This is a genomic window from Massilia sp. BGA-UO-ETr-WB1, from assembly GCF_059567845.1.
The window spans coordinates 783724-806955 of the sequence record NZ_JCAQOT010000023.1; the positions used below are offsets into that span (position 1 = coordinate 783724).

18 protein-coding genes and 1 riboswitch are annotated in these 23232 nt (G+C 67.5%); of the genes, 7 read left to right on the top strand and 11 right to left on the bottom strand.

Annotation, left to right across the window (positions count from 1 at the left end; genetic code table 11):
- Positions 1–142 precede the first annotated feature (142 nt).
- Positions 143–3712 (bottom strand): pectinesterase family protein, encoded by a 3570-nt coding sequence (locus AC56DV_RS11905; protein WP_496314486.1) that lies wholly within the window; start codon positions 3710–3712, stop codon positions 143–145.
- A gap of 56 nt (positions 3713–3768) precedes the next feature.
- Entirely contained in the window at positions 3769–4395 is a 627-nt protein-coding gene (locus AC56DV_RS11910) for a PEP-CTERM sorting domain-containing protein (protein ID WP_496314487.1), read from the bottom strand.
- A 397-nt stretch (positions 4396–4792) separates the two neighbouring features.
- On the opposite strand from AC56DV_RS11910, the gene AC56DV_RS11915 reads away from it, so the two are divergent.
- The 3 genes from AC56DV_RS11915 to AC56DV_RS11925 are packed head-to-tail and all read left to right on the top strand — an operon-like array spanning position 4793 to position 6913.
- Positions 4793–5050, top strand: coding sequence for a hypothetical protein (locus AC56DV_RS11915; protein WP_496314488.1), 258 nt, complete (start codon positions 4793–4795; stop codon positions 5048–5050).
- Positions 5040–5309: a hypothetical protein gene (locus AC56DV_RS11920; RefSeq protein WP_496314489.1), complete on the top strand. Its 270-nt coding sequence runs from the start codon at positions 5040–5042 to the stop codon at positions 5307–5309. The genes AC56DV_RS11915 and AC56DV_RS11920 overlap by 11 nt, the downstream gene beginning before the upstream one ends.
- Positions 5306–6913, top strand: coding sequence for a PepSY-associated TM helix domain-containing protein (locus AC56DV_RS11925; RefSeq protein ID WP_496314490.1), 1608 nt, complete (start codon positions 5306–5308; stop codon positions 6911–6913). Before AC56DV_RS11920 ends, AC56DV_RS11925 begins: the two co-directional genes overlap by 4 nt.
- Here AC56DV_RS11925 and AC56DV_RS11930 read toward each other — a convergent pair.
- Positions 6910–7854: a LysR family transcriptional regulator gene (locus AC56DV_RS11930; RefSeq protein ID WP_496314491.1), complete on the bottom strand. Its 945-nt coding sequence runs from the start codon at positions 7852–7854 to the stop codon at positions 6910–6912. The genes AC56DV_RS11925 and AC56DV_RS11930 overlap by 4 nt on opposite strands.
- A gap of 88 nt (positions 7855–7942) precedes the next feature.
- Between AC56DV_RS11930 and AC56DV_RS11935 the strand changes: the two genes are divergently transcribed.
- The 3 genes from AC56DV_RS11935 (at position 7943) to AC56DV_RS11945 (ending at position 11463) form a co-directional block, all read left to right on the top strand.
- Positions 7943–9247 carry an NAD(P)/FAD-dependent oxidoreductase gene (locus AC56DV_RS11935; protein WP_496314492.1) on the top strand — a complete coding sequence of 435 codons (1305 nt, stop codon included), beginning with the start codon at positions 7943–7945 and terminating at the stop codon, positions 9245–9247.
- Between the two features lie 430 nt (positions 9248–9677).
- Positions 9678–10046 carry a DUF6984 family protein gene (locus AC56DV_RS11940; protein ID WP_496314493.1) on the top strand — a complete coding sequence of 123 codons (369 nt, stop codon included), beginning with the start codon at positions 9678–9680 and terminating at the stop codon, positions 10044–10046.
- Between the two features lie 43 nt (positions 10047–10089).
- The gene (locus AC56DV_RS11945; protein WP_496314494.1) at positions 10090–11463 is read left to right on the top strand and encodes an MATE family efflux transporter; all 1374 of its coding nucleotides are present in this window, start codon (positions 10090–10092) and stop codon (positions 11461–11463) included.
- A 16-nt stretch (positions 11464–11479) separates the two neighbouring features.
- Here AC56DV_RS11945 and AC56DV_RS11950 read toward each other — a convergent pair whose 3' ends face one another.
- Positions 11480–12478, bottom strand: a complete 999-nt coding sequence (locus AC56DV_RS11950; RefSeq protein ID WP_496314495.1) for a 2-dehydropantoate 2-reductase — start codon at positions 12476–12478, stop codon at positions 11480–11482.
- Between the two features lie 87 nt (positions 12479–12565).
- On the opposite strand from AC56DV_RS11950, the gene AC56DV_RS11955 reads away from it, so the two are divergent.
- Positions 12566–14065, top strand: a complete 1500-nt coding sequence (locus tag AC56DV_RS11955; RefSeq protein ID WP_496314496.1) for an AMP nucleosidase — start codon at positions 12566–12568, stop codon at positions 14063–14065.
- A 37-nt stretch (positions 14066–14102) separates the two neighbouring features.
- Here AC56DV_RS11955 and mmsB read toward each other — a convergent pair whose 3' ends face one another.
- The 7 genes from mmsB to AC56DV_RS11990 form a co-directional block, all read right to left on the bottom strand.
- Entirely contained in the window at positions 14103–14999 is an 897-nt protein-coding gene (gene mmsB / locus AC56DV_RS11960; RefSeq protein ID WP_496314497.1) for a 3-hydroxyisobutyrate dehydrogenase, read from the bottom strand.
- Entirely contained in the window at positions 14996–16135 is a 1140-nt protein-coding gene (locus tag AC56DV_RS11965) for an enoyl-CoA hydratase/isomerase family protein (protein ID WP_496314498.1), read from the bottom strand. The genes mmsB and AC56DV_RS11965 overlap by 4 nt, the downstream gene beginning before the upstream one ends.
- Positions 16132–16914 (bottom strand): enoyl-CoA hydratase, encoded by a 783-nt coding sequence (locus tag AC56DV_RS11970; RefSeq protein WP_496314499.1) that lies wholly within the window; start codon positions 16912–16914, stop codon positions 16132–16134. The genes AC56DV_RS11965 and AC56DV_RS11970 overlap by 4 nt, the downstream gene beginning before the upstream one ends.
- 9 nt (positions 16915–16923) lie before the next feature.
- Positions 16924–18084 carry an acyl-CoA dehydrogenase family protein gene (locus AC56DV_RS11975; RefSeq protein WP_496314500.1) on the bottom strand — a complete coding sequence of 387 codons (1161 nt, stop codon included), beginning with the start codon at positions 18082–18084 and terminating at the stop codon, positions 16924–16926.
- Between the two features lie 10 nt (positions 18085–18094).
- Entirely contained in the window at positions 18095–19600 is a 1506-nt protein-coding gene (locus tag AC56DV_RS11980) for a CoA-acylating methylmalonate-semialdehyde dehydrogenase (RefSeq protein ID WP_496314501.1), read from the bottom strand.
- Between the two features lie 150 nt (positions 19601–19750).
- A riboswitch (cobalamin riboswitch) is annotated at positions 19751–19968 on the bottom strand.
- A gap of 183 nt (positions 19969–20151) precedes the next feature.
- Positions 20152–21939 (bottom strand): thiamine pyrophosphate-requiring protein, encoded by a 1788-nt coding sequence (locus AC56DV_RS11985; protein WP_496314502.1) that lies wholly within the window; start codon positions 21937–21939, stop codon positions 20152–20154.
- A gap of 65 nt (positions 21940–22004) precedes the next feature.
- A complete protein-coding gene (locus AC56DV_RS11990; RefSeq protein ID WP_496314503.1) occupies positions 22005–23228 on the bottom strand; it encodes an MFS transporter in 1224 nt (407 codons plus the stop codon).
- Positions 23229–23232 lie beyond the last annotated feature (4 nt).

Here is a 23232-nt window from a genome sequence, read left to right on the forward strand (position 1 = left end):
TTCGGGGCTCGGATATGACAAACGCGGCAATTATCATTCGGGCCTGCCAAATTGGCAACATTCTTTTGGTGCAATACCGAAATGCTCACGCATTTGATCGGAAGGCAAGCGGAGAGCGGCAGTGCGCCGCTCCCCGCGCCCGTTACGGCTGCGGTTCCCAGCCGGCGTTGCCGTTAAATGCGCCGAACACCAGCTTGCGGGTGGCGAAGCCTGCCGCCACGTCGCCTGCGCTGAGCTGGAAGCCGCCCACGCGCGCGGCCAGGTTCAGCGGATTGCCCGCCAGGTCGGTGGTGCCGAACTCGCGCCAGCCGCTGGCGGCAGTGGGCGTTACCGGGTTCGGCGCGGGCTGGCCGTTCACGCCCAGGCCGGCCCAACCCGCCGGCGCCACGTGGCTGTCCATCTTGCAGTTGATGAAGGCGATGTTGTCCCAGGTGGCGCTGCCGCCCGGGCTGCGCGCCAGCCAGGTGGCGCCGTTCGGCACGTCGCCGTGCAGCGGACCCGGGCCGGGGCCGTGCGTCAGGCTGCTGTTCAGGAACACGAAGCCCTTGTCGGCGGCGTTGGGCACGCGCGCCTGCAGCACGTAGCCACCGCCGGTGGCGCTGGTGGTGTCGCCCACCGAGCGGATTTCGCTTTCCTCGAACATCGCGGCGCGGCTGCCGCCCCAGATGAAGTCCACATTACCCGCCACCAGCGTGCGGTAGAACCACGACCAGCCTTTCAGCTGCAGCGTGTCCTGTTCGCTGAAGAAGCTGGCGTCGATGGCCACCAGGCGGCCGGCGTCGTTGTTGAAGTACAGGGTTTCGGCCTGGGCTGAAATCGAGGACGAGCGCAGCGTGGTGTTGCGGATGGTGAGCGTGTCCATGCGCAGCATGTCGGAGCCTTCCACCAGCATCACCGAGCGGCCGCCGGAAGGGGCGGTACTGGCTCCCGGCGCCTGGCTGCCGCCGGAGCCGGAGTTGAGCGTGTCGTGGTTGGTGTACTGGATCACCACGCCGTCGCGGCTTTCGCCTTTCAGCGTCACGTTGTCCTTGCCGCGCAGGTAGAGCAGTTCGCGGTAGGCGCCGTTCTTGATGTTGATGGTGACCGGGTCGGCCCTGGCGAACTCCTTCATGGCGAAGTTCAGCGCCGCCTGCACGGTGTTGAAGTCGCCGCTGCCATCGGCTGCCACGGTGAGGACGGAGGACACGGCGGGCGGGCCGGAGCGGGTGGCGAAACTCCAGCCGCCCAGTTTGCCGATGCCCACGAACGGCACGCCGCCCAGCGTGCCCACGATGGTGCCGTTGGAGATGGCCACGTAGTACTCGCTGCCATAGGCCAGGCGATTGCTGTGCGGGCGCACCGTCAGCGTGTTGCCGCTGATGGTGACCGGGGTGCTGTTCACCTTGCGGATGGCGGCCTGGCCGGCGTAGCCGATTTCCTCGGTTTCGCCGCTGATCCGGATCACGTCCACCAGCGCGTCGTCCACCTTGCGGAAGATGCGGATGGTGCCGCCGGTGCCCAGCGTGGGCGGGCTGTCGAAGGTGAGCTGCAGGGCGGCGTCCACGTTCACGCCTTGCTGCTGCGCGGCGGGGCTGGCGAGGCCGGCCAGGCCGTAGGTCTGGGTCGGCTGGATGAACTGCGCGGCGATGGTGGCGGCGATGCCGCGCTTCAGCGTGGGATCGGACTCGCTGGTGACGGTGATGTTGGCCGTGCCCGGGCCTACCGGCGTGATGGTCAGGGTGCCGCCGTTGACGCCCACCGCGACCACGGCCGGGTTGCTGGAGCTGGCGGTGTACTCGTCGGCGCTGCCGTCGGCCTTGACGGCGGTGACGGCCACCTGCAGCGGCGCGTCGCCAGCTTCGGCGGCGTAGGTGGTGCCGGACGGGTTCAGCGTGAGCTGGGCCGGCTTCAGCGCCGGGTCGCCGATGCGTACGTCGTCGATCTGGAATGACTTGTTGGCGGTGTACAGGCCGATCAGGCCGCGCGCGGCGAAGGCCGTGTCGGTCACGCTGCCCAGCGATTCGCCGTCCAGGTAGATGGTGAGGGTGCTGCCTATCATCTCAAAGCGCACGGTGTAGAACTGCGCGTCCATCTGGATCGGCTTGCGCACCTGCTTGGGGCGGCTCAGGGCGCCGTTCAGCATCTTGGCGATTTCCACCTGCGTGCTGGCGGTGGAGCTTTGCACGTTCAGGCCGCCGCCGTACCAATTGGTGGCGTTTTGGTAGCGCGTGATGAGGTAGAGCTGCTTGTTGCCGGTGGTGCCGTTGGTGAGCGGCTTGATACGCGCTTCCACGAAGTAGTCGCCGGACGGCACGGCGGCCATGGCGCTGGACTTGAGCAGGGCCAGTACGCCGCCGGTGCTGGCGGCGGTGTACTGCATCACCTTGTTGGTGCCGCCCACGGTTTCGGCCTTGACGGAGAAGCTGCCGTTCGGGCCGGCCAGGGGCAGCAGGTCCCAGTTGGCGCTGCTGCCGTTCTGGAAGTCGTCGCAGAAATACAGGCCGGTGGCGGGGCAGGTCAGCGTCAGGTCGGGATCGACCGACACGTCGCCGGTGCCGGTGATGGCGGTGGTGAGCTTGCCGCCGCCCGCCTGCGCCACCGCGTTGGCTTTCACCAGCATGGCGGGGCGTGGACTGAAGGCGTAGGGCGGGGTCCAGCCGACGGTATTGGGTACCGTGCAGCCGGCCAGCGGCGCGCCGTTGTGCAGCGAGCCGGTGTCCTTGAAGGCGCCGGTGGGCGTGCCGCCCGGGTTCTTCACCACCTGGCTGCAGTTGCTGGTGCCTGCAATTTCGAACACGTTGGCGTTGGACAGGATCTTGGCGTTGTAGCCCGGGCCCACGCTGTATTCGTAGCCGTACAGCGGCTCGCTGGTGCTGCCCACGAAGTAGTTGTTGAACAGGTGGACCTGGCCGTAGCGCACGCGCGGCGAGCGGCTGGTGATGTCGCGGAAGACGTTGTTGCTGAAGGTGACGCGCAGCTTGCCCTCGTCGGCCGAGGCGCTGTCTCCTGAGCCGATCAGGTTGTTCTTGCGGTGCTGCGTGAACACGTTGTAGGAGGCGGTCACGTAGTCGGACGCGTTGGTGATGTCCAGCGCGCCGTCGTGGCATTGCTTGATCTTGCCGTTCTCGATGGGCAGCAGGTTGTCGGTCATGGCCCCGTCGCTGAAGGTCACATGGTCTACCCACACGTGGTCGGCGCCGGAGACGGCAATCGCGTCGTAGGCCGAGTTCCAGTTGCCGGTGGCGCCGTCGTTCGGATCCCAGACCGGGCCGACGTCGCAGGGCGCCACGATCTTCAGGTTGCGGATGATGACCTGGGAGATGTTGGTGATCTGGATGTGGCCATTGACGATGCCGGCGCTGGCGCCGTCGCCGATCAGCGTGGTGTTGGGTTTCATGCGGATCACGCCGCGCGCGGCCTGGTCGCCGGTGTTTGCGTAGGGGACGCCCTCGCTCATGTCCACCGTGCCCACCAGTTTGATGATCTTGGGATTGTTGCCGCCGTTGTTGAGGGCCGCGAGCAGCTGCGCGCGGTTGTTCACGGTGTAGATGTAGCTGCTGATGGCGGCCGAGCCGCCGGAGGTGCCGCCGGCCTGGCCCGCCCAGCCGTCGGCTGGTGCGGTCTGGCGGGCGGGGTCGATGGCTGGAATGGCTGCGGCGTTGATGGATGCCGGCGCCGTTGCGGCGAACAGCATCCCAAGGCATAGCGCGGCCTTGAAACGAAGGTGTCTCATGTGTGCTCCTGTGACAGGAATCTATAGTGGGGATTGCGAAGTTTTGGACGAAGCCGCTATGCGCGAGGGCGGCGCCGCCGCACCAGCGCGATGGCGCCCGCGCCGGCCAGCAGTATCGACATGCTGCCCGGCTCCGGCACGGCGGCCGCTTGCGCCGCTTCGATGCTGGCGGTGATCGGCAGGAAGTCGCCGCTCCAGGTCAGGCCGCCCAGGTCCAGCGCGAGCGCGGTGCCGCCGTCCAGGATGGAGAACACCGGCAGGCCGGCCGCCGCGCTGCCGTCCAGCAGCTTGAAGGCGGTGATGGGGGCGGCCAGCGTGCTGCCGAAGTCGAAGCGGAAGCTGTAGGCGCCCGGGTCCAGCGCCGCGCCGCTGTTGTTGTAGATGGCAAGGGTGCCATCGGCCGCGAAGTCGAAGCCGAAGGTGAAATCGGCGCTGAGGAATTCGACGCTGGCGCCGAGCGGATCGAGCGCGGTCTGGTTGCCGCCGGGCGAACCGTTGAAGCCGTCGTCCAACCCCAGCATGGCGGCGCCCGCGCCGTTGTAGCTGGCGGTGATGACGGCGTTTTGCAGCGGCAGGGTGATAAGCGTGGTGGCGTATGCGGTGGCCGGAATGGCCGTGGCGCAGGTGATGGCGGATGCGGCGATAGCCGCGCGCGCCAGTGTCTCCCATGTTGTTTTTTTCATGTTTGCTCCTGGATTGTGGGACAGTGGTGACGAGCAGCGGCCGGCGCGCCGGGCCGCTGTGGAGGACACCTCGCGTGTCCGGTGCCGCTTTGACGAGGGCTGGGGGAAGGCGTGCCGAGGTCTCTGCGGGGGGAACTTGCATTTTGCACTTGGGGCCAATTGATTCTACTTTGGCCTGACCAATATTTCAAGGTGGACAGGCCAACCAGTTTCAGAAGTCGTGCGCGGCATAAAAAAAGCCACAGTTAAGTTGCAAAAAGCGCCAGATTGCCCCATCATTTGAGAATGAGAATAAGTCTCATTTGTAATTCAACGCGCTGCCTTATCCGTATCAGCTGGTGCGCCACCCGGCGATCGGCCGCTGCCGCCGCAGCAGTTCACTTAATCGAGGAATGCAATGAACTGGATTTGTCTCGGCGTGGCCTTTGCGGCCGCGCTTTGTGTTTACCTGGCGTCGCCGCACCAGGCGCTGTGGCGCGGCGTGCCGCCGGCGCTGCGCTGGCTGGCCTTGCCGCTGGGCGTGGCGGCGGTGCTGCTGGCCAGCGCCGAGTACGGGTTTTGGTGCGGCGTGTTCATCGTCATGTCCGGCATGATGCTGGCGCTGGTCGCGTTGCCTTGCCTGGACGCCTGGAGCAGGGGGCGCCATGTGGGGTAAATCCTTCGCTTCGGCGCTGCTGGCGCCGCCGCTGGCGGTGGCGCTGGTGGGCCTGGCCGCGCTCCTGAGCAGCAACCAGCAGCGCGACACGCTGCCCGCGCTGCTGATGTTCTTTCCGATCTGGGTTGCGCTGATGGCGACCGCCTTCCTGTTCAAGAGCGGCCTGCGCGCCTGGCTGTGGATGGGCGGCGCCACGCTGCTCGGCTTCGGTCTGCTGTACGCGCTGAAGGCCGGTGGCCTGGTCAGGATCGCGGCATGAAGGCGTCCACGCTGCGCACTTATATTGCGGTGCATACCTGGGTGGGCCTGGTATCGGGCTTCGCGCTCTTTATCGCGTTCTACACCGGCGCCATCACGATCTTCACCAAGGAGCTGCATACCTGGGAGGCGCCCACCGGGCAGCGCGCGGCCATGGACTCGCCGGCGCCCGCGCAGGAGCTGATCGACGCCGTGCTGCGCAAGCATCCGCAGGCGAAGGAGTCCTTCATGCTGCACCTGCCCACGCTCAACGAGCCGCGCCTGACGCTGGAATGGCACGAGCATGCCAAGGACGGCAGCGAGACCGGGCACACGTTCCGCCTGGCGCAGGACGGCACGCTGCTGGACGTGAAGCCGCAGTCCGAGCTGTCGCATTTCCTGTACCGCCTGCACTATACGGCCGGACTGCCGGCCAGCTGGGGCATCTATGTGCTGGGCGTGGTGTGCATCCTGTACGGACTGGCGCTGGCCACCGGCGTGGTGGCGTACGCGCCCGTTTTCTTCAAGGACCTGTTCGCGCTGCGCATTGGGAAAAACCTGAAGCGCATGTGGCAGGACGCGCACAACGTGGTGGGCATCCTGTCGCTGCCGTTCCATATCATCTTTGCCTGGAGCGGCGCGGTGCTGGCGCTGGGCGTGCTGCTGCTGGCGCCGTTCCAGTTCCTGGTCTTCGACGGCAAGCTGCTGGAGCTGATCCAGCCGGATATCTCGGCCGCCAAGCCGGCTATTGCGTCAGGCGTTGCGCGGCCCATGCTGCCGGCCGGCGAATTATTGGCGCGCGTGCGGCATGCGGCGCCCGGCATGCAGGTTGAGTTCGTGCGCTACCACCACGCGGGCGATGCCAATGCGCAGATCGAAGCGTATGGCAACGTGGGCCAGCGCACACTGGCCAGTTCCGCCGCCGTGGTGATGAAGGCGGCCGACGGCGCCGTGCTGCGCGTGAACACCCCGGAGCGGTTCAGTTCCGGCGCCACCTTCCTGCGCGGCCTGCAGGCGCTGCACTATGGGAACTTCGGTCACGCGGCCGTGCAATGGGTGTACTTCGTACTCGGCCTGGCCGGCGCCTTCCTGTTCTACAGCGGCAATCTGCTGTGGATAGAGGCGCGCCGCAAACGCCAGGCGGTGCAGCAGCCGCGCAGCGGCAGGCTGATGGCGCAGGCCACGCTGGGCGTGTGCCTGGGCTGCGTTGCGGGTGTGTCCGCGGTATTCCTCATTAATAAGCTGTTCCCGGCGGCGCCGGGCGAGCTGCCGCTGTGGGAGGAACGCGGTTACTACGCGATGTTCCTGTTTTGCGTGGCGTGGGCCTTCGCGCGCCCGCCTGCGCGCGCCGCCTGGGAGCTGCTGGCCCTGAGCGCGGGGCTGACGCTGGCCATTCCGCTGGCGCAGTGGGCCGCCAGCGGCGTCAATCCGCTGCTGGCGCTGTGGCGCGGCGAGTGGGTGGTGGCCAGCGTGAACCTGGTGTCGCTGCTGGCCGGGCTGGCATTCCTGAAGATGGGCCGCGCTGCGCTGAAACGCGGGCGCAAAGGCGACCCATACAGCGTATGGTCGCTGCGCGCCATGCCGGCCGCAGCGCTGCAGCAGCGCGCCGCCCACAGTACTTGCTAGCGCAGGCGCCTGTGCTTGCGGTAGAACGACTCCAGTTCGGCGCCGATCAGCTCCTGGCCGGACGTCACCATGAAATCCTGGAAGGCCGCCGCGATCCGGGGCAGCGGCTGGTCCACCAGGTGCATCACGTGCCAGGAGCCTTCCACCGGGCTTTCCTTCATCGGCAGGATGTCGATCAGGCCCGCTTCGAACTCCAGCGCGCAGGCGTGCACCGACACGAAACCCACGCCCAGCCCGGCCGCCACCATGCTCTTGATGGCCTCGTTGCTCGACACTTCGGAACCGAAGTGCAGCGTGTGGCCCGCGTCCTTGAACACCCGCTCCACCGTGGTGCGCGTGCCCGAGCCGCGTTCGCGCACCAGCAGGTTGGCCTGCACCACGTCGTCCAGTGTGACGCGCTTCTTCCTCATCAGCGGATGCCGGGGGCTGGCCACAAAGGCCATCGGGTGGTGCGCGAAGCGCGCGGCGTTGATGCGGAACTCGCGCGGCGGCGTGCCCATGATGGCCAAATCGATCTCCTTGCGCGACAACATGGCCACGATCTCGCTGCGGTTGCCCACGTTGAGCTTCATGCGTACATTGGGACGCTCGGTGGTGAATTTCACCAGCATGGACGGCAGCAAGTGCTCGGCCGTTACCACCGCGCCGATGCGCAGCGTGCCGCTGCTCACGCCTTGCAGCTCGCCCAGTTCGTCGCCGGCCTGTTCCCACAACTGCAGGATGCGTTCCGAAAACCGCAGCATCACTTCACCGGCCGCCGTGAGCTGGATATTGCGCCCGACCTTGCGCGTGAGCGCGGTGCCGGCCAGTTCTTCCAGCGCGCGCAGCTGGGCTGAAATGGCGGGCTGCGTCACGTGCATTTCCTCTGCCGCGCGTGACACGCTTTCATGCCGGCCGACAAGAACCAGTGCCTGGAGCTGGCGGAAACTCGCGTGATACATAAGCTATTCCTTATCAATCAGTCGAAAGAAGTAATTTTTGTTTTCCTTTTTAGAGGGCTATATTAACAGTCAGAAGGAGGGAAAAACCATGCAAACCATCGTTATCGTAGGCGGAGGCGCAGGCGGCCTCGAACTGGCAACCCGGCTCGGAGACACCATGGGCCGCAAAGGCCGCGCACGGGTGATACTGGTCGACCGTTCACCCACCCATTTCTGGAAACCCCTGCTGCACACGGTTGCCTCCGGCAAGCGCGATCCGCAGGTGTTCCAGATTGAATACTCGGCCCAGGCGGCCGAACACGGTTTCACCTTCATGCACGCCGAGCTGCGCTCGGTGAACCGCGCGGCGCGCATGCTGGAGCTGGCGCCGTGCCTGTCGGACGACGTGGGCGAAGTGCGGGCCACGCGCACCCTGGGCTACACCACGCTGGTGCTGGCGCTGGGCGCGGTGACCAACTTCTACGGCGTGCCCGGCGCTGCGGAGCATGTCTGCACGCTGGACAACGTGCGCGAAGCGAAGGGCTTCTACCGCCGCTTTTTCGGCGCCTGCGTGCGGGCCAGCGAAGCAGCGGGGAAGGAGGGCAACGCGGTGAACGTGGTGATCGTGGGCGGCGGCGCCACCGGCGTGGAGCTGGCGGCGGAGCTGGGTTACAGCGCCCGAGCGCTGGCCAAGTACAAGATCCACACGCTGGACCCGGCGCGCGACGTGCGCATCACCATCCTGGAACGCGGCACGCGGCTGCTGCCGCACCTGCCGCTGGAGCAGTCGGCGCGCGCGGAGGCTTACCTGAAATCGCGCGGCATCGAGATCTGCACCGGAACCGGGGTCACCGAGGTGGGCGCGGACTGCGTGCACGTGGGGGGAGGGGAGGTGCGTCCCGCCAGCCTGACCTTGTGGGCGGCGGGCGTGGAAGGCCCGGCCCTCACCGGCACGCTGGGGCTGTCGCTGAACCGCATGCGGCAGATCATGGTGAAGGCCACGCTGCAGTCGGTGGACGATCCGAATGTGTTCGCCATCGGCGACTGCACCAGCTTTGTCTGCCCGGTGAAGGGCGCCGCGCCGCCGCGCGCGCAGGTGGCGCATCAGCAAGCAGTGTTCCTGGCCGCCGCGCTGGGCAAGCACGAGGGTAAGCGGGAAGGCAGGCCGCTGCCCGAATTCAGCTACCGCGACTACGGTTCGCTGGTGTCGCTCGGCCCGGTGGCGGCGGTGGGCGTGCTGCTGGGCGGATCGTACGGCAGCAAGCTGCCGGTCAGTGGCGCGTTCGCCAACCTGCTGTACGGGCTGATGTATCAGAAGCACCTGATGGCGCTGCACGGCTTCGTCCGCGCCGCCGCCGTCACCCTGGCCGACTGGCTGCGCAAACGGATCTCGCCTTCGGTCAAGCTACACTAGTGCAGAGACGACGCCTCATTATCCTAGCTGCGCCAGCCTTGCTGCTAGCTGCGGCTCTTTCTTAAGCCCTGCATTGCCGGGATTGATCTGACGCAAATAGTACTGCTATTCGGCTGCTGCATACGTGTCCACCAACGATAATGGCTACTTATCCGTCGCTGAATAGCGCGGTGCGTTGCAAAATCGGAGCATACTATGGTGGCCAGTTTGCACGTACGAGTGTGTTTTGGACGAAATGCGACTCAAGAGGCGCACGCGTTCCGGCATTGCGATGCGGCTGGATTGGAGCGCAGCTCGGTGGGGGCTGCGATAATCGCCGATCTCGCCGCGCGCAAGGCTTCACTGTCGGCAGGTCCGAACCGCTGTGATGTCTGTATTAATGGACTGCGGATTGAGTTCATTGCGTACAAATTTGTAGATGGAGCGATCAATGTTGGACGAATCACGCCAATCAGCCAGGCCCTTGCGGACGAATGAGATTGCCTTGCTTGCTGTCTTGCTTGGCGAGTCCGCCAGTGCTGTCGAGTCGCAGCTGCGGGAGAGGCTGGTCGAAGAGATGGCAGACGGCGGCATGGGCGGCGTGCGTTTCTTGCCGCGCACCGAAACTCCCCGGCTGTTCGGCCGCCGCGCGGCGGAGGCGGAGTTTACGGATGCGGACGGCGTGACCGTGATTGTTTCGCTCAACCTGGACGAGCAGGGCGATCTCTATGAGCTCGATTTCTGGAAATCGGATTTCTCTCCCTTGCGTTCCTATCCGGAGCCCGGGCAACTGGCGTCGCTACAGCCATGTGAGCGATAACATTTTGCCTGCGTAAAGGGGCGAAAATCGCTATCATGGCGGGATGACTACCGCCGCCGCTCCCCGTCCTCATATCTTTACCCTCGCCTGGCCCCTCTTAATAGAACTGTTCCTCGCGGTGCTGGCCGGCGTGGTCGGCACCGCCATGGCGGCGCGGCTGTCGGACACCTACGGCGCGGCTTTCGCCATCGCGAACAATATTTCGGTCACCCTGTTCCTGCTGTTCCGCATCGTCGGTTCCGGCATCGGCGTGGTGATCACGCAGAACCTGGGCGGCGGACGGCGCGACATGGCCAACAAGGTGGCGCTGGCGATGCTGGGCGCGAGCACCTGGCTGGGCGTGTTCACCGCGCTGCTGGCTTTCGCCGGCGCCGGCTGGCTGCTGGAGGTCATGCGCGCGCCGGCCGAAGTGCTGCCGCTGGCCACGCCGTTCCTGCAGGCGTTGGCCGCCGCCATGCTGCTCGACGCGTGGAACGCGGCCATGGCCAGCGTGATGCGGGCCCACCTGCGCACGCGCGACACGCTGGCGGTGCTGGTGGCCATGCACCTGAGCCACCTGGTGCTGGCCGTGCCGATGATGTATGGCTGGGGTCCGCTGCCCGCCATGGGCCTGCCGGGCTTCGCCTTCGCGCTGCTGCTCAGCCGCGTGCTGGGACTAGTGCTGCACCTGATGCTGTGGCGCCGCCATCTCGATATCCATCCGGTGGCGGGCGACTGGTGGAAGCTGCGCCGCGCCGAACTGGCGGCCGTGCTGCACATCGGCGTGCCGGCGGCGGCAGAGAATATCGCGTGGCGCCTGGCCTTCATGGCCAGCATGGCGGTGGCCGGCACGCTGGGCGCCCAGGCGCTGGCCACGCTGGCCTATGTGCACCAGGTGGGCAGCGTGGTGGTGATGTTCAGCCTCGCCACCGCCTTCGCGGTCGAGATCATGGTGGGTCACATGATAGGGGCGGGCGAGCTGTGCGAGGCGCATGGTTTGGTGCGCGGCGCGCTGGCGCGCGGCCTGGTGATCAGCGCCGTGATCTCGGGCGGCGTGGCGCTGGCCGGCCCCTGGCTGCTGGGCTGCTTCACGCAGGACCCGGTCATCATCGAGAACGGGTCCGTGCTGCTGTGGATAGCGGTGCTGCTGGAACTGGGCCGCACCTTCAACCTGGTGGTCATCAACGCGCTGCGGGCGGCGGGGGACGCGCGCTATCCGGTGGCGGCGGGCGCCGCGTCGATGGCCGTCGTACTGGCCGGCGGCAGCTGGCTGCTGGGGATTTACTTCGGCCTGGGGCTGGTCGGCCTGTGGATCGCCTACGCCACCGACGAGTGGATACGCGGACTGACCATGTGGCGCCGCTGGTCGGTGCACGCCTGGGTGCCGCACGCGCGCGCCGCGCGGCGCCGCCTGCGGGCGAAAACGCCGCCGCTATAGTCATGTGCTCTGGCGCTCAGGCGTCCGGATACAGCCCGTGCGTGCGGGCGAACAGGCGCGTGAGGCCGAGCAGGGCGTCGATGTTGGGCGTGGCCACGCCAACCCGCTGGCCTATCTCGCGCACTGCCGACACCAGCGCGTCAATCTCCATCGGCCGGCCCGCTTCGGCGTCCTGCAGCATCGAGGTCTTGAACGCGCCCAGCTTGCGCGTCACCTTGTGGCGGTCCTCCGGCGTTTCGTCGATGGCGCAGCCGATGCAGCGGCCTATCGCCGCCGCTTCGTGCATGGCCGAGATGCAGAATGCCGCCACCAGCGGATCGTCCAGCACCCGGTCGGCCGTGGCGCCGGTCATGGCGGAGACCGGATTGGTGGTCATATTCCCCCACAGCTTGTACCAGATGTCGTAGCGGATGCGTTCGGACAGCGTGGCGTTGAAGCCCGCCTGCGCGAGCAGCGCCGCCACGCGCCGCGCGCGCCCGGACACGCCGCCCGCCGGTTCGCCGATGATGAGCCCCTGGCCCATCTTGTGCACCACCAGCCCCGGTTCGGCGGTCGAGGTGCTGGCGTGGACCACGCAGCCCAGCACCAGCCGCTGCGGAATGGCGGCGGCGATGCGGCCGCCCGGGTCCACGCTGGCCAACGGGGTATCGGTGAAGCCCTCGCCGAACCACCACGGCACGCCGTTCATGGCCGGCAGCACCACCGTGTCCGGCCCGAGCAGGGGAGCGATGGTGGGCGCCACCGCGCCCAGCGACTGGCCCTTCACGGCGATGATCACGAGATCCTGCACGCCCAGCGCGGCGACGTCGGCCGGATTGGCTGCATCCGCCGTGGCGGCGGGCGCCTGCAGCAGGCCGTCGGCCGTTTGCATGCGCCAGCCATGCTCGCGCAGCGCCGCCAGCGTGGCGCCTCGCGCCAGCGCAGTAACGTTCGCGCCCGCAGCGACGCCAACGCTGGCCAGCCGCACTCCCAAAAACCCGCCGATGGCGCCCGCGCCAACGATGCAAACCTTCATTCCCGTCCCCTGAAAAAATCAAAATGCTGCACTGCAACGTAAACGCCGCTACAATAGAATAGAGCTTACTAGTAAAGGAGAACGACCATGCAGAACCGTCCCTTCATCGCGCCCGAGCGCTTCAACGACCCGGCGGCCGCGCTGGCCCGGGTCCAGGCGCTCTATGACGGCAGCATACGGCATCTGCGTGAATCGCTGCAACGCTTCGTCGACGGCGAAACGCCCGATGAGCATGTACGCGCCTGCTACCCCTACGTGCGGGTGCATACCGATACCGTGGCGCGCGCCGATTCGCGCCTGTCCTATGGCTTCGTGGCCGGTCCCGGCACCTACGAAACCACGCTCACGCGGCCTGACCTGTTCGCGAGCTACTACCATGAACAATTCCGCCTGCTGCTGAAGAACCACGGCAGCAAGCAGCAGGTGCAAATCGAAGTGGGCATGAGCGCGCAGCCGATTCCCATCCATTTCTCCTTCGCCGAGAACGATCACATCGAAGGCAGCATGAGCGCCGAACGCCGCCTGCTGATGCGAGACGTGTTCGACCTGCCCAACCTGGCGGCCATGGACGACGGCATCGCCAACGGCACCTTCGAGGCGCCGTTCGGCGAAGCGCAGCCGCTGTCGCTGTTCACGGCGCCGCGCGTGGACTACTCGCTGCAGCGCCTGCGGCACTACACCGGCACCTTGCCGGCCTACTTCCAGAAGTTCGTGCTGTTCACGAACTACCAGTTCTACATCGACGAGTTCATCAAGCTTGGCCACGAGATCATGGGCCGCTCCGCGCAAGGGGAGGACGATTACGTGGCCTTCGTGGAGCCGGGCAACCTGGTGCTGCGCCGCGCCGGCGCGCCGTCCGAGCCGGGCGACGAACTGGGCTCGCCCCTGCCGCGCCTGCCGCAAATGCCTGGCTACCACCTGGTGCGCAAGGACGGCAGCGGCATCAGCATGGTCAACATCGGCGTCGGCCCGGCCAACGCCAAGACCATTACCGACCACATTGCCGTGCTGCGCCCGCACGCCTGGCTGATGCTGGGCCATTGCGCCGGCCTGCGCAACACGCAGGAGCTGGGCGACTACGTGCTGGCGCACGGCTATGTGCGCGAGGACCACGTGCTGGACGAGGACCTGCCGCTGTGGGTGCCGATCCCGCCGCTGGCCGAGGTGCAGGTGGCCATCGAGGCGGCCGTGGCGGAAGTGACGAAGCTGACCGGGCATGACCTGAAGCGCGTGATGCGCACCGGGACCGTGGCCAGCACCGACAACCGCAACTGGGAGCTGCTGCCGCAGCGCACGCCGGAGCGGCGCTTCAGCCAGAGCCGGGCGGTGGCGCTGGACATGGAAAGCGCCACCATCGCCGCCAACGGCTTCCGCTTCCGGGTGCCGTACGGGACGCTGCTGTGCGTGAGCGACAAGCCGATGCACGGCGAGATCAAGTTGCCGGGCATGGCCAACGCGTTCTACCGCGAGCGCGTGGACCAGCACCTGCGCATCGGCATCCGCGCCGTGGAGATGCTGCGCGAGCTGGGCGTGGACAAGCTGCACAGCCGCAAACTGCGCAGCTTCGCCGAAGTCGCGTTCCAGTAACCGGCCCGGTAATCAGCCCCGGTAATCAGCCCGGCAGTCAGTAAAGCTGGTCCTTCAGCAGCGGCTGGATAATGCTGCTGAAGTCCAGCGCCCCCGCACCGGACAGGCTGTGCATGCCGTACAGGTTGCGCGCCAGCTCGCCCAGCGGCACGGCGCAGCGCGCCGCGATGGCCGCTTCCGCCGCCAGACCGAGATCCTTGTGCATCAGGTCCACGCCGAAGCCGCCGCTGTAGCCGCGCGCCGCCGGCACGTTCTCCATCACGCCCGGATAGGGGTTGTACAGTTCCAGCGCCCAGTTGCGCCCCGAACTCTTGCCCATGATGTCGGACAGGACTTTCGGGTCCAGCCCGTGCGCCGCGCCCAGCGCCAGGGCCTCGGCGGTGCCGGCCATCAGTATCCCCAGCAGCATGTTGTTGCAGATCTTGGCCACCTGGCCCGCGCCGCTGGCGCCGGCGTGGAAGATGTTCTTGCCCATGGCGGACAAATAGGGCCGCGCGCGTTCCAGCGTGGCCGCTTCGCCGCCGACGATAAAGGTCAGCGTGCCGGCCGCCGCGCCCGCGGTGCCGCCGGACACCGGCGCATCCAGCGCCGCCAGCCCGCGCGCCGCCAGCGCGTGCGCCACCGCCTGCGCCGTGGCGGCGGAAATGGTGCTGCAATCGATCACCAGCGCGCCGTCCGGGATATGCGGCACGATGCCCTGCTGGCCGAGATAAAGGCCATGCACGTGGGTGCTGGCGGGCAGCATGGAGATGACCACTTGCGCGCCTTCCACGGCGGCGCGGGCGGATGGCGCGCTGCGTGCGCCGGCATCTGTCAGGCCTTGAACGGCGCTGTCGGACAAATCGAACACGGTCAGTTCGTGGCCGGCTTTGAGCAGGTTGTGCGCCATCGGCGCGCCCATATTGCCCAGGCCGATGAATGCGATGCGGCTCATGCGGTTTTCCTTTCGAGGTTCAGTGGGGCGAAGAAGCCTTCGCCCCAGGTTTCACTGACGTCGGCCAGGCTGGCGGGCTGCCAGCGCGGCTGCATGTCCTTGTCGATGATGAGGGCACGGATGCCCTCGGCGAAATCCGGCCGCGCCGCGCACACCAGCGACACGCCCAGCTCCAGCTGGAACACCTCGGCCAGCGAGAGGCGCTTGGCGCGCTGCTGGATGGCCACGGCCAGCCAGGCCGCGCCCGGCGAACCTTTGCGCAGGGCGGTGGCGGCCTTTTGCAGCCAGCGGTCCTCGCTTTCCAGCGACGCGATGCGCAGCACCATGTCGCCGAAATTTCCGCTGGCGCACAAGTCGTTGATCAGGTCATAGTGCTCGCGCAGCGGGCTGGCGGGGGCGGCAGGCGCGGATTTCTGCAGCCTCACCAGCAGGGCGTTCAGGTGGTCGTGATTGTCGGCCGGCGCTTCGGCCCATTCCTGCGTTTGCAGCATATCGATCAGCCGCGCCTTGTCCGCGTGCTCCACGCGATAGTCGGCCAGGCGGGCGAATTGCGCGTCCGCCGCGTTCAGCGCGGCGCCGGTAAGCGCGAGGAAGGGGCCGGTGTGGCCGGGCGCGCGGTTCAGGAACCAGCTGCCGCCCACGTCCGGATACAGGCCGATGGCCACTTCCGGCATCGCCAGCCGCGAGCCTTCGGTGACCACGCGGTGGCTGGCGCCCGCCATCAGCCCGATGCCGCCGCCCATCACGATGCCGTGGCCCCACACCAGCACCGGCTTGGCATAGGTGTGGATGCGCTGGTCCAGCGCGTACTCGCGGCTGAAGAACTCCAGCGCGTAGCTGTTGGCCAGCGGATCGGCGGCCTGCGGCGAGGCGTGGTGCTCGCGCATGGAGCGGTACAGCCGCTGCAGATCGCCGCCGGCGCAGAAGGCCTTGTCGCCGGCGCCTTCCAGCATCACCAGCATGATGGCAGGATCGGCATCCCAGGCCGCCAACTGCTCATCCAGCAGCATGATCATGTCCAGCGACAGCGCGTTCAGCGTGCCCGGCGCGTTCAGCGTGGCCACGCCGATCAGCGCGCCCCCGCCGCCCTGGCTGCGGCAGGGCAGGGTGCGGAACAGTACCGGCGCCCCGTTCATGCCTGCCTCCACACCGGCGCGCGCTTCTCAAGAAATGCCTGCACGCCTTCGCGCTGGTTGGCGCCGCCGAACAGGCCGACGAAGGCTTCGCGCTCGGCCGGCAGCACATGCGCCATTGGCTGGCGGCGCGCGCCCTGGATCAGCTGTTTGCACGCCTGCACGCTGGCAGGGCTTTGTTTGGCGGCCTGCGCGGCGAGCGCCAGCGCGCGCGGCAAGGCGCCGCCGGTTTCCACCACTTCCTCCACCAGGCCGATGCGCTGCGCTGTGACGGCGTCGATGCGCTCGCCGCACAAAATCATGCGCTTGGCCCAGCCTTCACCCACCAGCCACGCCAGGTTCTGCGTGCCGCCCGCGCAAGGCAGCAGGCCCACGGTGGCTTCCGGCAGCGCCATCTGCGCCTGCGTTTCGGCGATGCGCAAGTCGCAGGCCAGCGCGCATTCCAGGCCGCCTCCCATGGCATAGCCGTTGATTGCCGCAATCGACACGCCCCGGAAGTCCGACAGCGCCTCGAACGCCGCGCCGAACAGGCGCGCCATCTCGTGGGCCACCGCCACGTCACCGTCCGAGAACAGCTTCAGGTCCGCGCCCGCAGAGAAGAACTTGGCGCCGCTGCCGGTCACCACCAGGCTGTAGACATCCGGATTGGCATTCAGGTCTTCCACCAGGCGGCGCAGGTCGCGCAGGCTGTCGGTGGTCCAGGTGTTGGCCGGCGGGTTGGCCAGCGTGAGCACTGCGGTGTGCTCCATGATCTGCAATTGCAAATTGGTGTAGGTAGTCACAGGGTCTCCTCAGAGGTTTTCTTCGGTTGGTGCATGCTGCAGTAAATGGCGCGCCACGATGACGCGCATGATTTCATTGGTGCCTTCCAAAATCTGGTGCACGCGCACGTCGCGCAGGAAGCGTTCCAGCGGATAGTCGCGCAGGTAGCCGTAGCCGCCGTGGATTTGCAGCGCCTCGTTGCAGACCGTGAAACCGGTGTCCGTGGCCAGCCGCTTGGCCATGGCGCAGTAGATGCCCGCGTTGGCCGCGCCCGCGTCGAGCTTGGTGGCCGCCAGCCGCACCATCTGGCGCGCCGCCACCAGGCCGGTCTGCATGTCGGCCAGCTTGAACTGCAAGGCCTGGAAGTCGCCCAGCACGCGCTTGAACTGCACCCGCTCGCCCATGTGGCGCTGCGCGCTGTTCAGCGCCGCCTGCGCCGCGCCGATGGAGCAGGTGGCGATGTTGATGCGGCCACCGTCCAGCCCGCGCATGGCCAGCTTGAAGCCGTCGCCCTCGCGGCCTATCAGGTGCGAAACGGGCACGCGCACGCCGTCGAAGCTGATGGCGCGCGTGGGCTGGCTGTTCCAGCCCATCTTCTCCTCCTCGCGGCCGTAGGTGATGCCGGCGCTGTTGGCCGGCACCACGAAGGCCGAAATGCCGCCCGCGCCCGCGCCGCCGGTGCGCGCCATCACCACCAGCGCGTCCGTCGCGCCCGCGCCGGAGATGAAGGCCTTGCCGCCGGTGATGAGGTAGCCGCCGTCATCCCGCACGGCGGCCGTGGTGAGCGAAGCCGCGTCCGAACCCGCGCCCGGCTCGGTCAGGCAATAGGACGCCAGCTTGCGGCCCGCCGCCAGGTCGGCGATCCATTCTTCGCGCACCTCGGGCTGCGCCCACTGCGCGATCATGGCGCTGGCCATGTTGTGGATGGTGAGATAAGCCGTGGTGGAAGGGCAGGCGCGCGCCAGCTCCTCGAACACCACGGTGGCGTCCAGCCGCGACAGGCCCAGGCCGCCCATGGCCTGCGGCACGTACAGGCCGCAGAACCCCAGCTCGCCGGCATGCGCGATGGTCTTGCGCGGGAAGATGCCCTCCGCGTCCCAGCGCGCCGCCTGCGCCGCCATCTCGCGCGCGGCGAACTGGCGCGCGGCGTCCTGGTAGGCGCGCTGGTCCTCGTTCAGTTCGAAGTCCATGACAGCCTCCTTACTTGAGCGAGATGGTCGTGTTCACGCCTCCTGTCACCGCCGCGTCGTCGAACCAGCGCGCGGTGATGGTCTTGGTTTGGGTGTAGAAGGCCACCACCTGCTTGCCGTAGGGGCCAAGGTCGCCCAGCTTGGAGCCGCGCGAGCCGGTGAAGGAGAACAGCGGCACCGGCACCGGAATCGGCACGTTGATGCCGACCTGGCCCGCGTCCACGTCCTCCTCGAAGGTGCGGGCCGCCGCGCCGGACTGCGTGAACAGCGCGGTGCCGTTGCCGTTCGGGTTGGCGTTGATGATGGCGATGGCTTCCTTCAGCGAGGCGGCGTGCATCACGCACAGCACCGGGCCGAAGATCTCCTCCTTGTAGACCGCCATGTCCTGCGTCACGCCGGAGAACACGGTGGGGCCGACGAAGTTGCCGCTCTCGTAGCCCGGCACGGTGGGCGCGCGACCGTCCAGCTCCAGCTGCGCGCCTTCTTCGATGCCCTGGCCGATCAGCTGCTGCACGCGGGCCTTGGCCTTGCGCGAGATCAGCGGGCCGATATCGGTGCCCGGTTCCGCGCCGGCGTTGATGGACAGCGTCTGCGCCTTCTTCACCAGGTCCGGCAGCCACTGCTGCGCCTCGCCCACCAGGATCACCACCGACAGCGCCATGCAGCGCTGGCCCGCCGCGCCGAAAGCGGCGCCGGCCAGGTTGTTCAGGGTCTGCTCGCGGTGCGCGTCCGGCAGTACGATGGCGTGGTTCTTCGCGCCCATCATGCACTGCGCGCGCTTGCCCGCCAGGGTGGCGCGCTGGTACACATGCGTGCCCACCGTGGTGGAGCCGACGAAGGACACGGCCTTGATGTCGGGATGGTCGCAAATGGCGTTCACCACGTCCGCGCCGCCGTGCACCACGTTCAGCACGCCGGGCGGAATGCCTGCCTGCAGCGCCAGTTCGGCCAGGCGCATGGTCACCATCGGATCCTGCTCGGAAGGCTTGAGGATGAAGGTATTGCCGCATGCGATAGCCATCGGGAACATCCACAGCGGGATCATGGCAGGGAAGTTGAACGGCGTGATGCCGGCGCAGACGCCCAGCGGCTGGTGCACGGTGTAGGTGTCCACGCCGCCGGCCACGTTGCTGGCCAGTTCACCCATCTGCAGCTGGCCGATGTTGGCCGCGTGCTCCACCACTTCCAGGCCACGGAACACGTCGCCCTCGGCGTCGGCCAGGGTCTTGCCTTGCTCGGCGGTGAGCAGGGCCGCCAGTTCGGCCATGTGCTCGCGGATCAGCGCCTGGTACTTGAGGAAGATGCGGGCGCGCGCGCCGATCGGCGTTTTGCGCCAGGTCTGGAAAGCGGCCTTGGCGGCGGCAACGGCTTGCGCCATCTCGTCCGGCGTGGCGTGCGGCACGCGGGCGATCACTTCCTGGGTGGCGGGGTTGACGACGTCGCTCCAATGCTCGGTGCGCGAATCGATGAAAGCGCCGTTGATGAGGAGTTTGACGGTAGGGATAGCAGTAGCCATGGTGTGCGTTCCTTGATGGGCGGCGCGCCTGCGTCTCTGCGCGCGTTGCGCCGCCAGTCTGCAAAGTAAGCCGTGCGGCGTCTCCCGCCGCGCGGCACCCGTCACGCGCCTTCCGCACGTGACCAGACCCGGCGCCGCCATGGAGCGGGCGGCGCTGAAGATCAACAGGCCGGTATCCGGGCTTGCAAGTCTTGCTGCTTCGCCTTCCCAGTCTCGTGGACCAGTGGCATGGATGAAGCAGCCGCACTTGCCTACCGTTGCGGAGGCAGCAGGGGCTTGGAGCGCGCGTTGTTCGGTGCGCGCCGACCACTTTCCCGTTTAACGCCGGACAAGAACTTGCCCGGCGCACCTGTTAAATAAAGATTAGCACAACAAGTGACGTTTACGTAAACGTAATTTGTTTTAATCCGCGTCTCGCAAAAATATCGATGGATAGCACTAGGTAGCACTAGCTAGTAGTGGTTAGCACATTTTAGTAAAACCGAAAAACAGGACACGCACCCTGCCCATGCCGGCAGAGGCGAGTAGCACTTTCATGCTTGGACACTACCTCAGGTCTTGGGCGGGAACCACGAATCCCACGTCTCCTTGATGGTCGCCTTGATGATGGCAATCGAGTCCGGGTCGCCCTTGAGCAGCGCCGAGAAGTAGGCGCGGGCCTGCTTGAGGGATACGTCCGGCGGCAGCGGCGGCACGTTCGGGTCGGTCACCATTTCAAGCACGCAGGGCCGGTCGCAGCGCAGCGCTTCGTCCCAGGCCGGGCCGACGTCTTCGGGGCGCGAGACGCGGATGCCTTTCAGGCCCAGCAGCTCGCCGTACGCGGCATACGGAAAATCAGGCAGCCCTTGCGACGGCGCATAGCGCGGATCGCCGCTGGTGCCGCGCTGCTCCCAGCTCACCAGATTCAAGTCGCCGTTATTCAGCACCATCACCACCAGGCGCGGATCCGCCCACTGCCGCCACAGCCGAGCCACGGTGATCAGCCCATTGATGCCGTTCATCTGCATCGCGCCGTCGCCGGCCAGCGCGATCACGGGCCGGTCCGGCCAGGCGAATTTGGCGGCGATGGCGTAGGGCACGGCCGGACCCATGGTGGCGAGTCCGCCGGACAGGCTGGCCATCATGCCGCGCCGCAGCCGCACGTCGCGCGCGTACCAGTTGGCCGACGAGCCGGAGTCGATGGTGAGGATGGCGCTGTCCGGCAGCCGCGATGACAGTTCCCAGAAAACGCGCTGCGGATTGACCGGGTCCGCTTCGTTCATGGCGCGCGCTTCCAGCACGTGCCACCAGCGCTGCACATTTTCCTGGATCTGCTGTTGCCAGCTGCGGTCGGTCTTCCGGTGCAGCAGCGGGATCAGTGCGGCCAGGGTGGCCTTGGCGTCGCCCACCAGGTTCAGCTCCATCGGATAGCGCAGGCTGGTGCGGCGCGCGTCGATGTCGATCTGCACGCCGCGCGCCTGGCCTTCTTTCGGCAGGTACTCGGCGTAGGGGAAGGACGAGCCCACCATCAGCAGCGTGTCGCAGCCGTTCATCATGTCGTGGCTGGGTTTCGTGCCGAGCAGGCCGATGGAGCCGGTCACATAGGGCAGGTCGTCCGGCACGGCGGCCTTGCCCAGCAGGGCTTTGGCGATGCCTGCGCCCAGCAGGTCGGCCACGGCGATCAGTTCGTCGGTGGCGTGCAGCGCGCCGGCGCCGGCCAGGATGGCGACCTTGCCGCCGGCGTTGAGGATGCCGGCCGCGTGCTGCAGGCCTTCCATCGACGGCTGCACGCTGGCGCTCAGCGCGCCGATGCCGCTGTGCAGCGAGCCGTGCTCGCGCGGCGGCTTGGGCACGGCGGGCAGGTCTTGCACGTCGTTGGGGAAGATGATGCAGGTGACGGTGCGCTGCTCCTTGGCGATGCGCATGGCGCGGTCGATCAGGTGGCGCACCTGCGCCGGGTCGTTCGCCACGTGCACGTATTCGTGCGCCACGTCCTTGAACAGGGAGAGCAGGTCCACTTCCTGCTGGTAGTCGCCGCCCATGGCCATGCGCGCCTGCTGGCCGATGATGGCGACCACGGGCTGGTGGTCCATCTTGGCGTCGTACAGGCCGTTGAGCAGGTGGATGGCGCCGGGGCCGGAGGTGGCCAGGCACACGCCGGTCTCGCCGGTGAACTTGGCGTGGGCGGTGGCCATGAAGGCGGCCATTTCTTCATGGCGGGGCTGGATGAATGCAATCTTTTCCTGCCGCCCGAAGGCGCCGACGATGCCGTTGATGCCGTCGCCGGGATAGCCGTACACCCGCCGCACGCCCCATTCCCCCAGGCGCTGCAAGAGGAAATCGCCCACTGTCGCAGACATGGCTGGCCTTCCGCATGGTTTGCAATGTGGCCATGGTAGTGAGCCGGGCGCGGCGGCGGCGCACGCTACTCCCTGGAAACTTGGGCGCGGATGGCGAGCAGGTAGAAGGCGAGCGACGCCAGCGCCACGGCCAGCAGCGCCAGCAGCAAGGTGGCGGGGGCGCCCAATTGCACCAGGCCGGCCACGGCCAGCGGCCCGGCGGCGCGCGAGATGAGGGCGGGCCCGGCCAGGGCGCCGGAGATGGCGCCGTAGTGGCGGCGGCCGAACATGCTCTGCGGGATGGTGCCGCGCACGATGGTGAGGATGCCGTTGCTCATGCCGTAGATCATGCAGAACAGGGCGGCTGCCCAGGCGTGGGGGCCGAACAGCAGCAGCGCGAGCAGGGCGGCGGGCAGGGCGCCGAAGGTGATCTTGCCGACAGTGCGGGGCAGGGCGTTGCGGCCGATGGTCATCTCGCCGATGCGGCCGGCCACCTGCATGGGGCCGACCAGCGCGGCCAGCCAGACGGCCAGCGCGGCGCTGTGGCCGTACTGCTGCAGCAGCGGGATCAGGTGCACGGACAGCGCGGAGAAGATGAAGCTGTTGGCGGAGAAGGCGAAGGCGAGCTTCCAGAAGGCCGGGTGGCGGATGGCTTCCTGCAGCGTGTGGTCGCGCGGGGCGGTCGGATGGGCTGGCGCCGCGGGGGCTGGCTCGCTGCTGCCGCGCGCGGCGGCGGGGTGCGGCGGCAGTTGCTTGCCGGCGGGGAGCAGCAGGTGCAGCGGGAAGCTGAGCGCGAGCTGCGCTGTGGCGTAGATCAAACAGGTGCCGCGCCAGCCGGCGTGGGCGTCCAGGTACTGGGTCAGCGGCCAGGAAACGGTGCTGGCGAAACCGCCGAACAGGGTGAGCGTGGAGATGGCTTTGCGGCTGTCCATGCCGAACTGGCGGTTGATGGTGGCGAAGGCGGCCTCGTACATGGTCATGGCCATGGCCAGCCCCAGCACGGTCCAGGCGGCGTAGTAGACGGGCAGGCTGCCCACCTGGCTCAGCAGCGCGAAGCCCAGGGCGCCCAGCAGCGAGCCGGCGCCCATGACGCCGCGCCCGCCGTGCCGGTCCAGCAGCGCGCCGATGGGCGTGGCGGCCAGGCCGGACACCAGCAGGCTCCACGAGAACGCGCCCACCACCGCCTCGCTGCGCCAGCCCATTTCGCGCTGGATCCCGGGCGCCAGGATGGCGATCGCGTAATACAGCGCGCCCCACGACATGATCTGCGTGCAGGCCAGGATGGCCAGGGTTTTCCAGCGCTGCGGCATATGC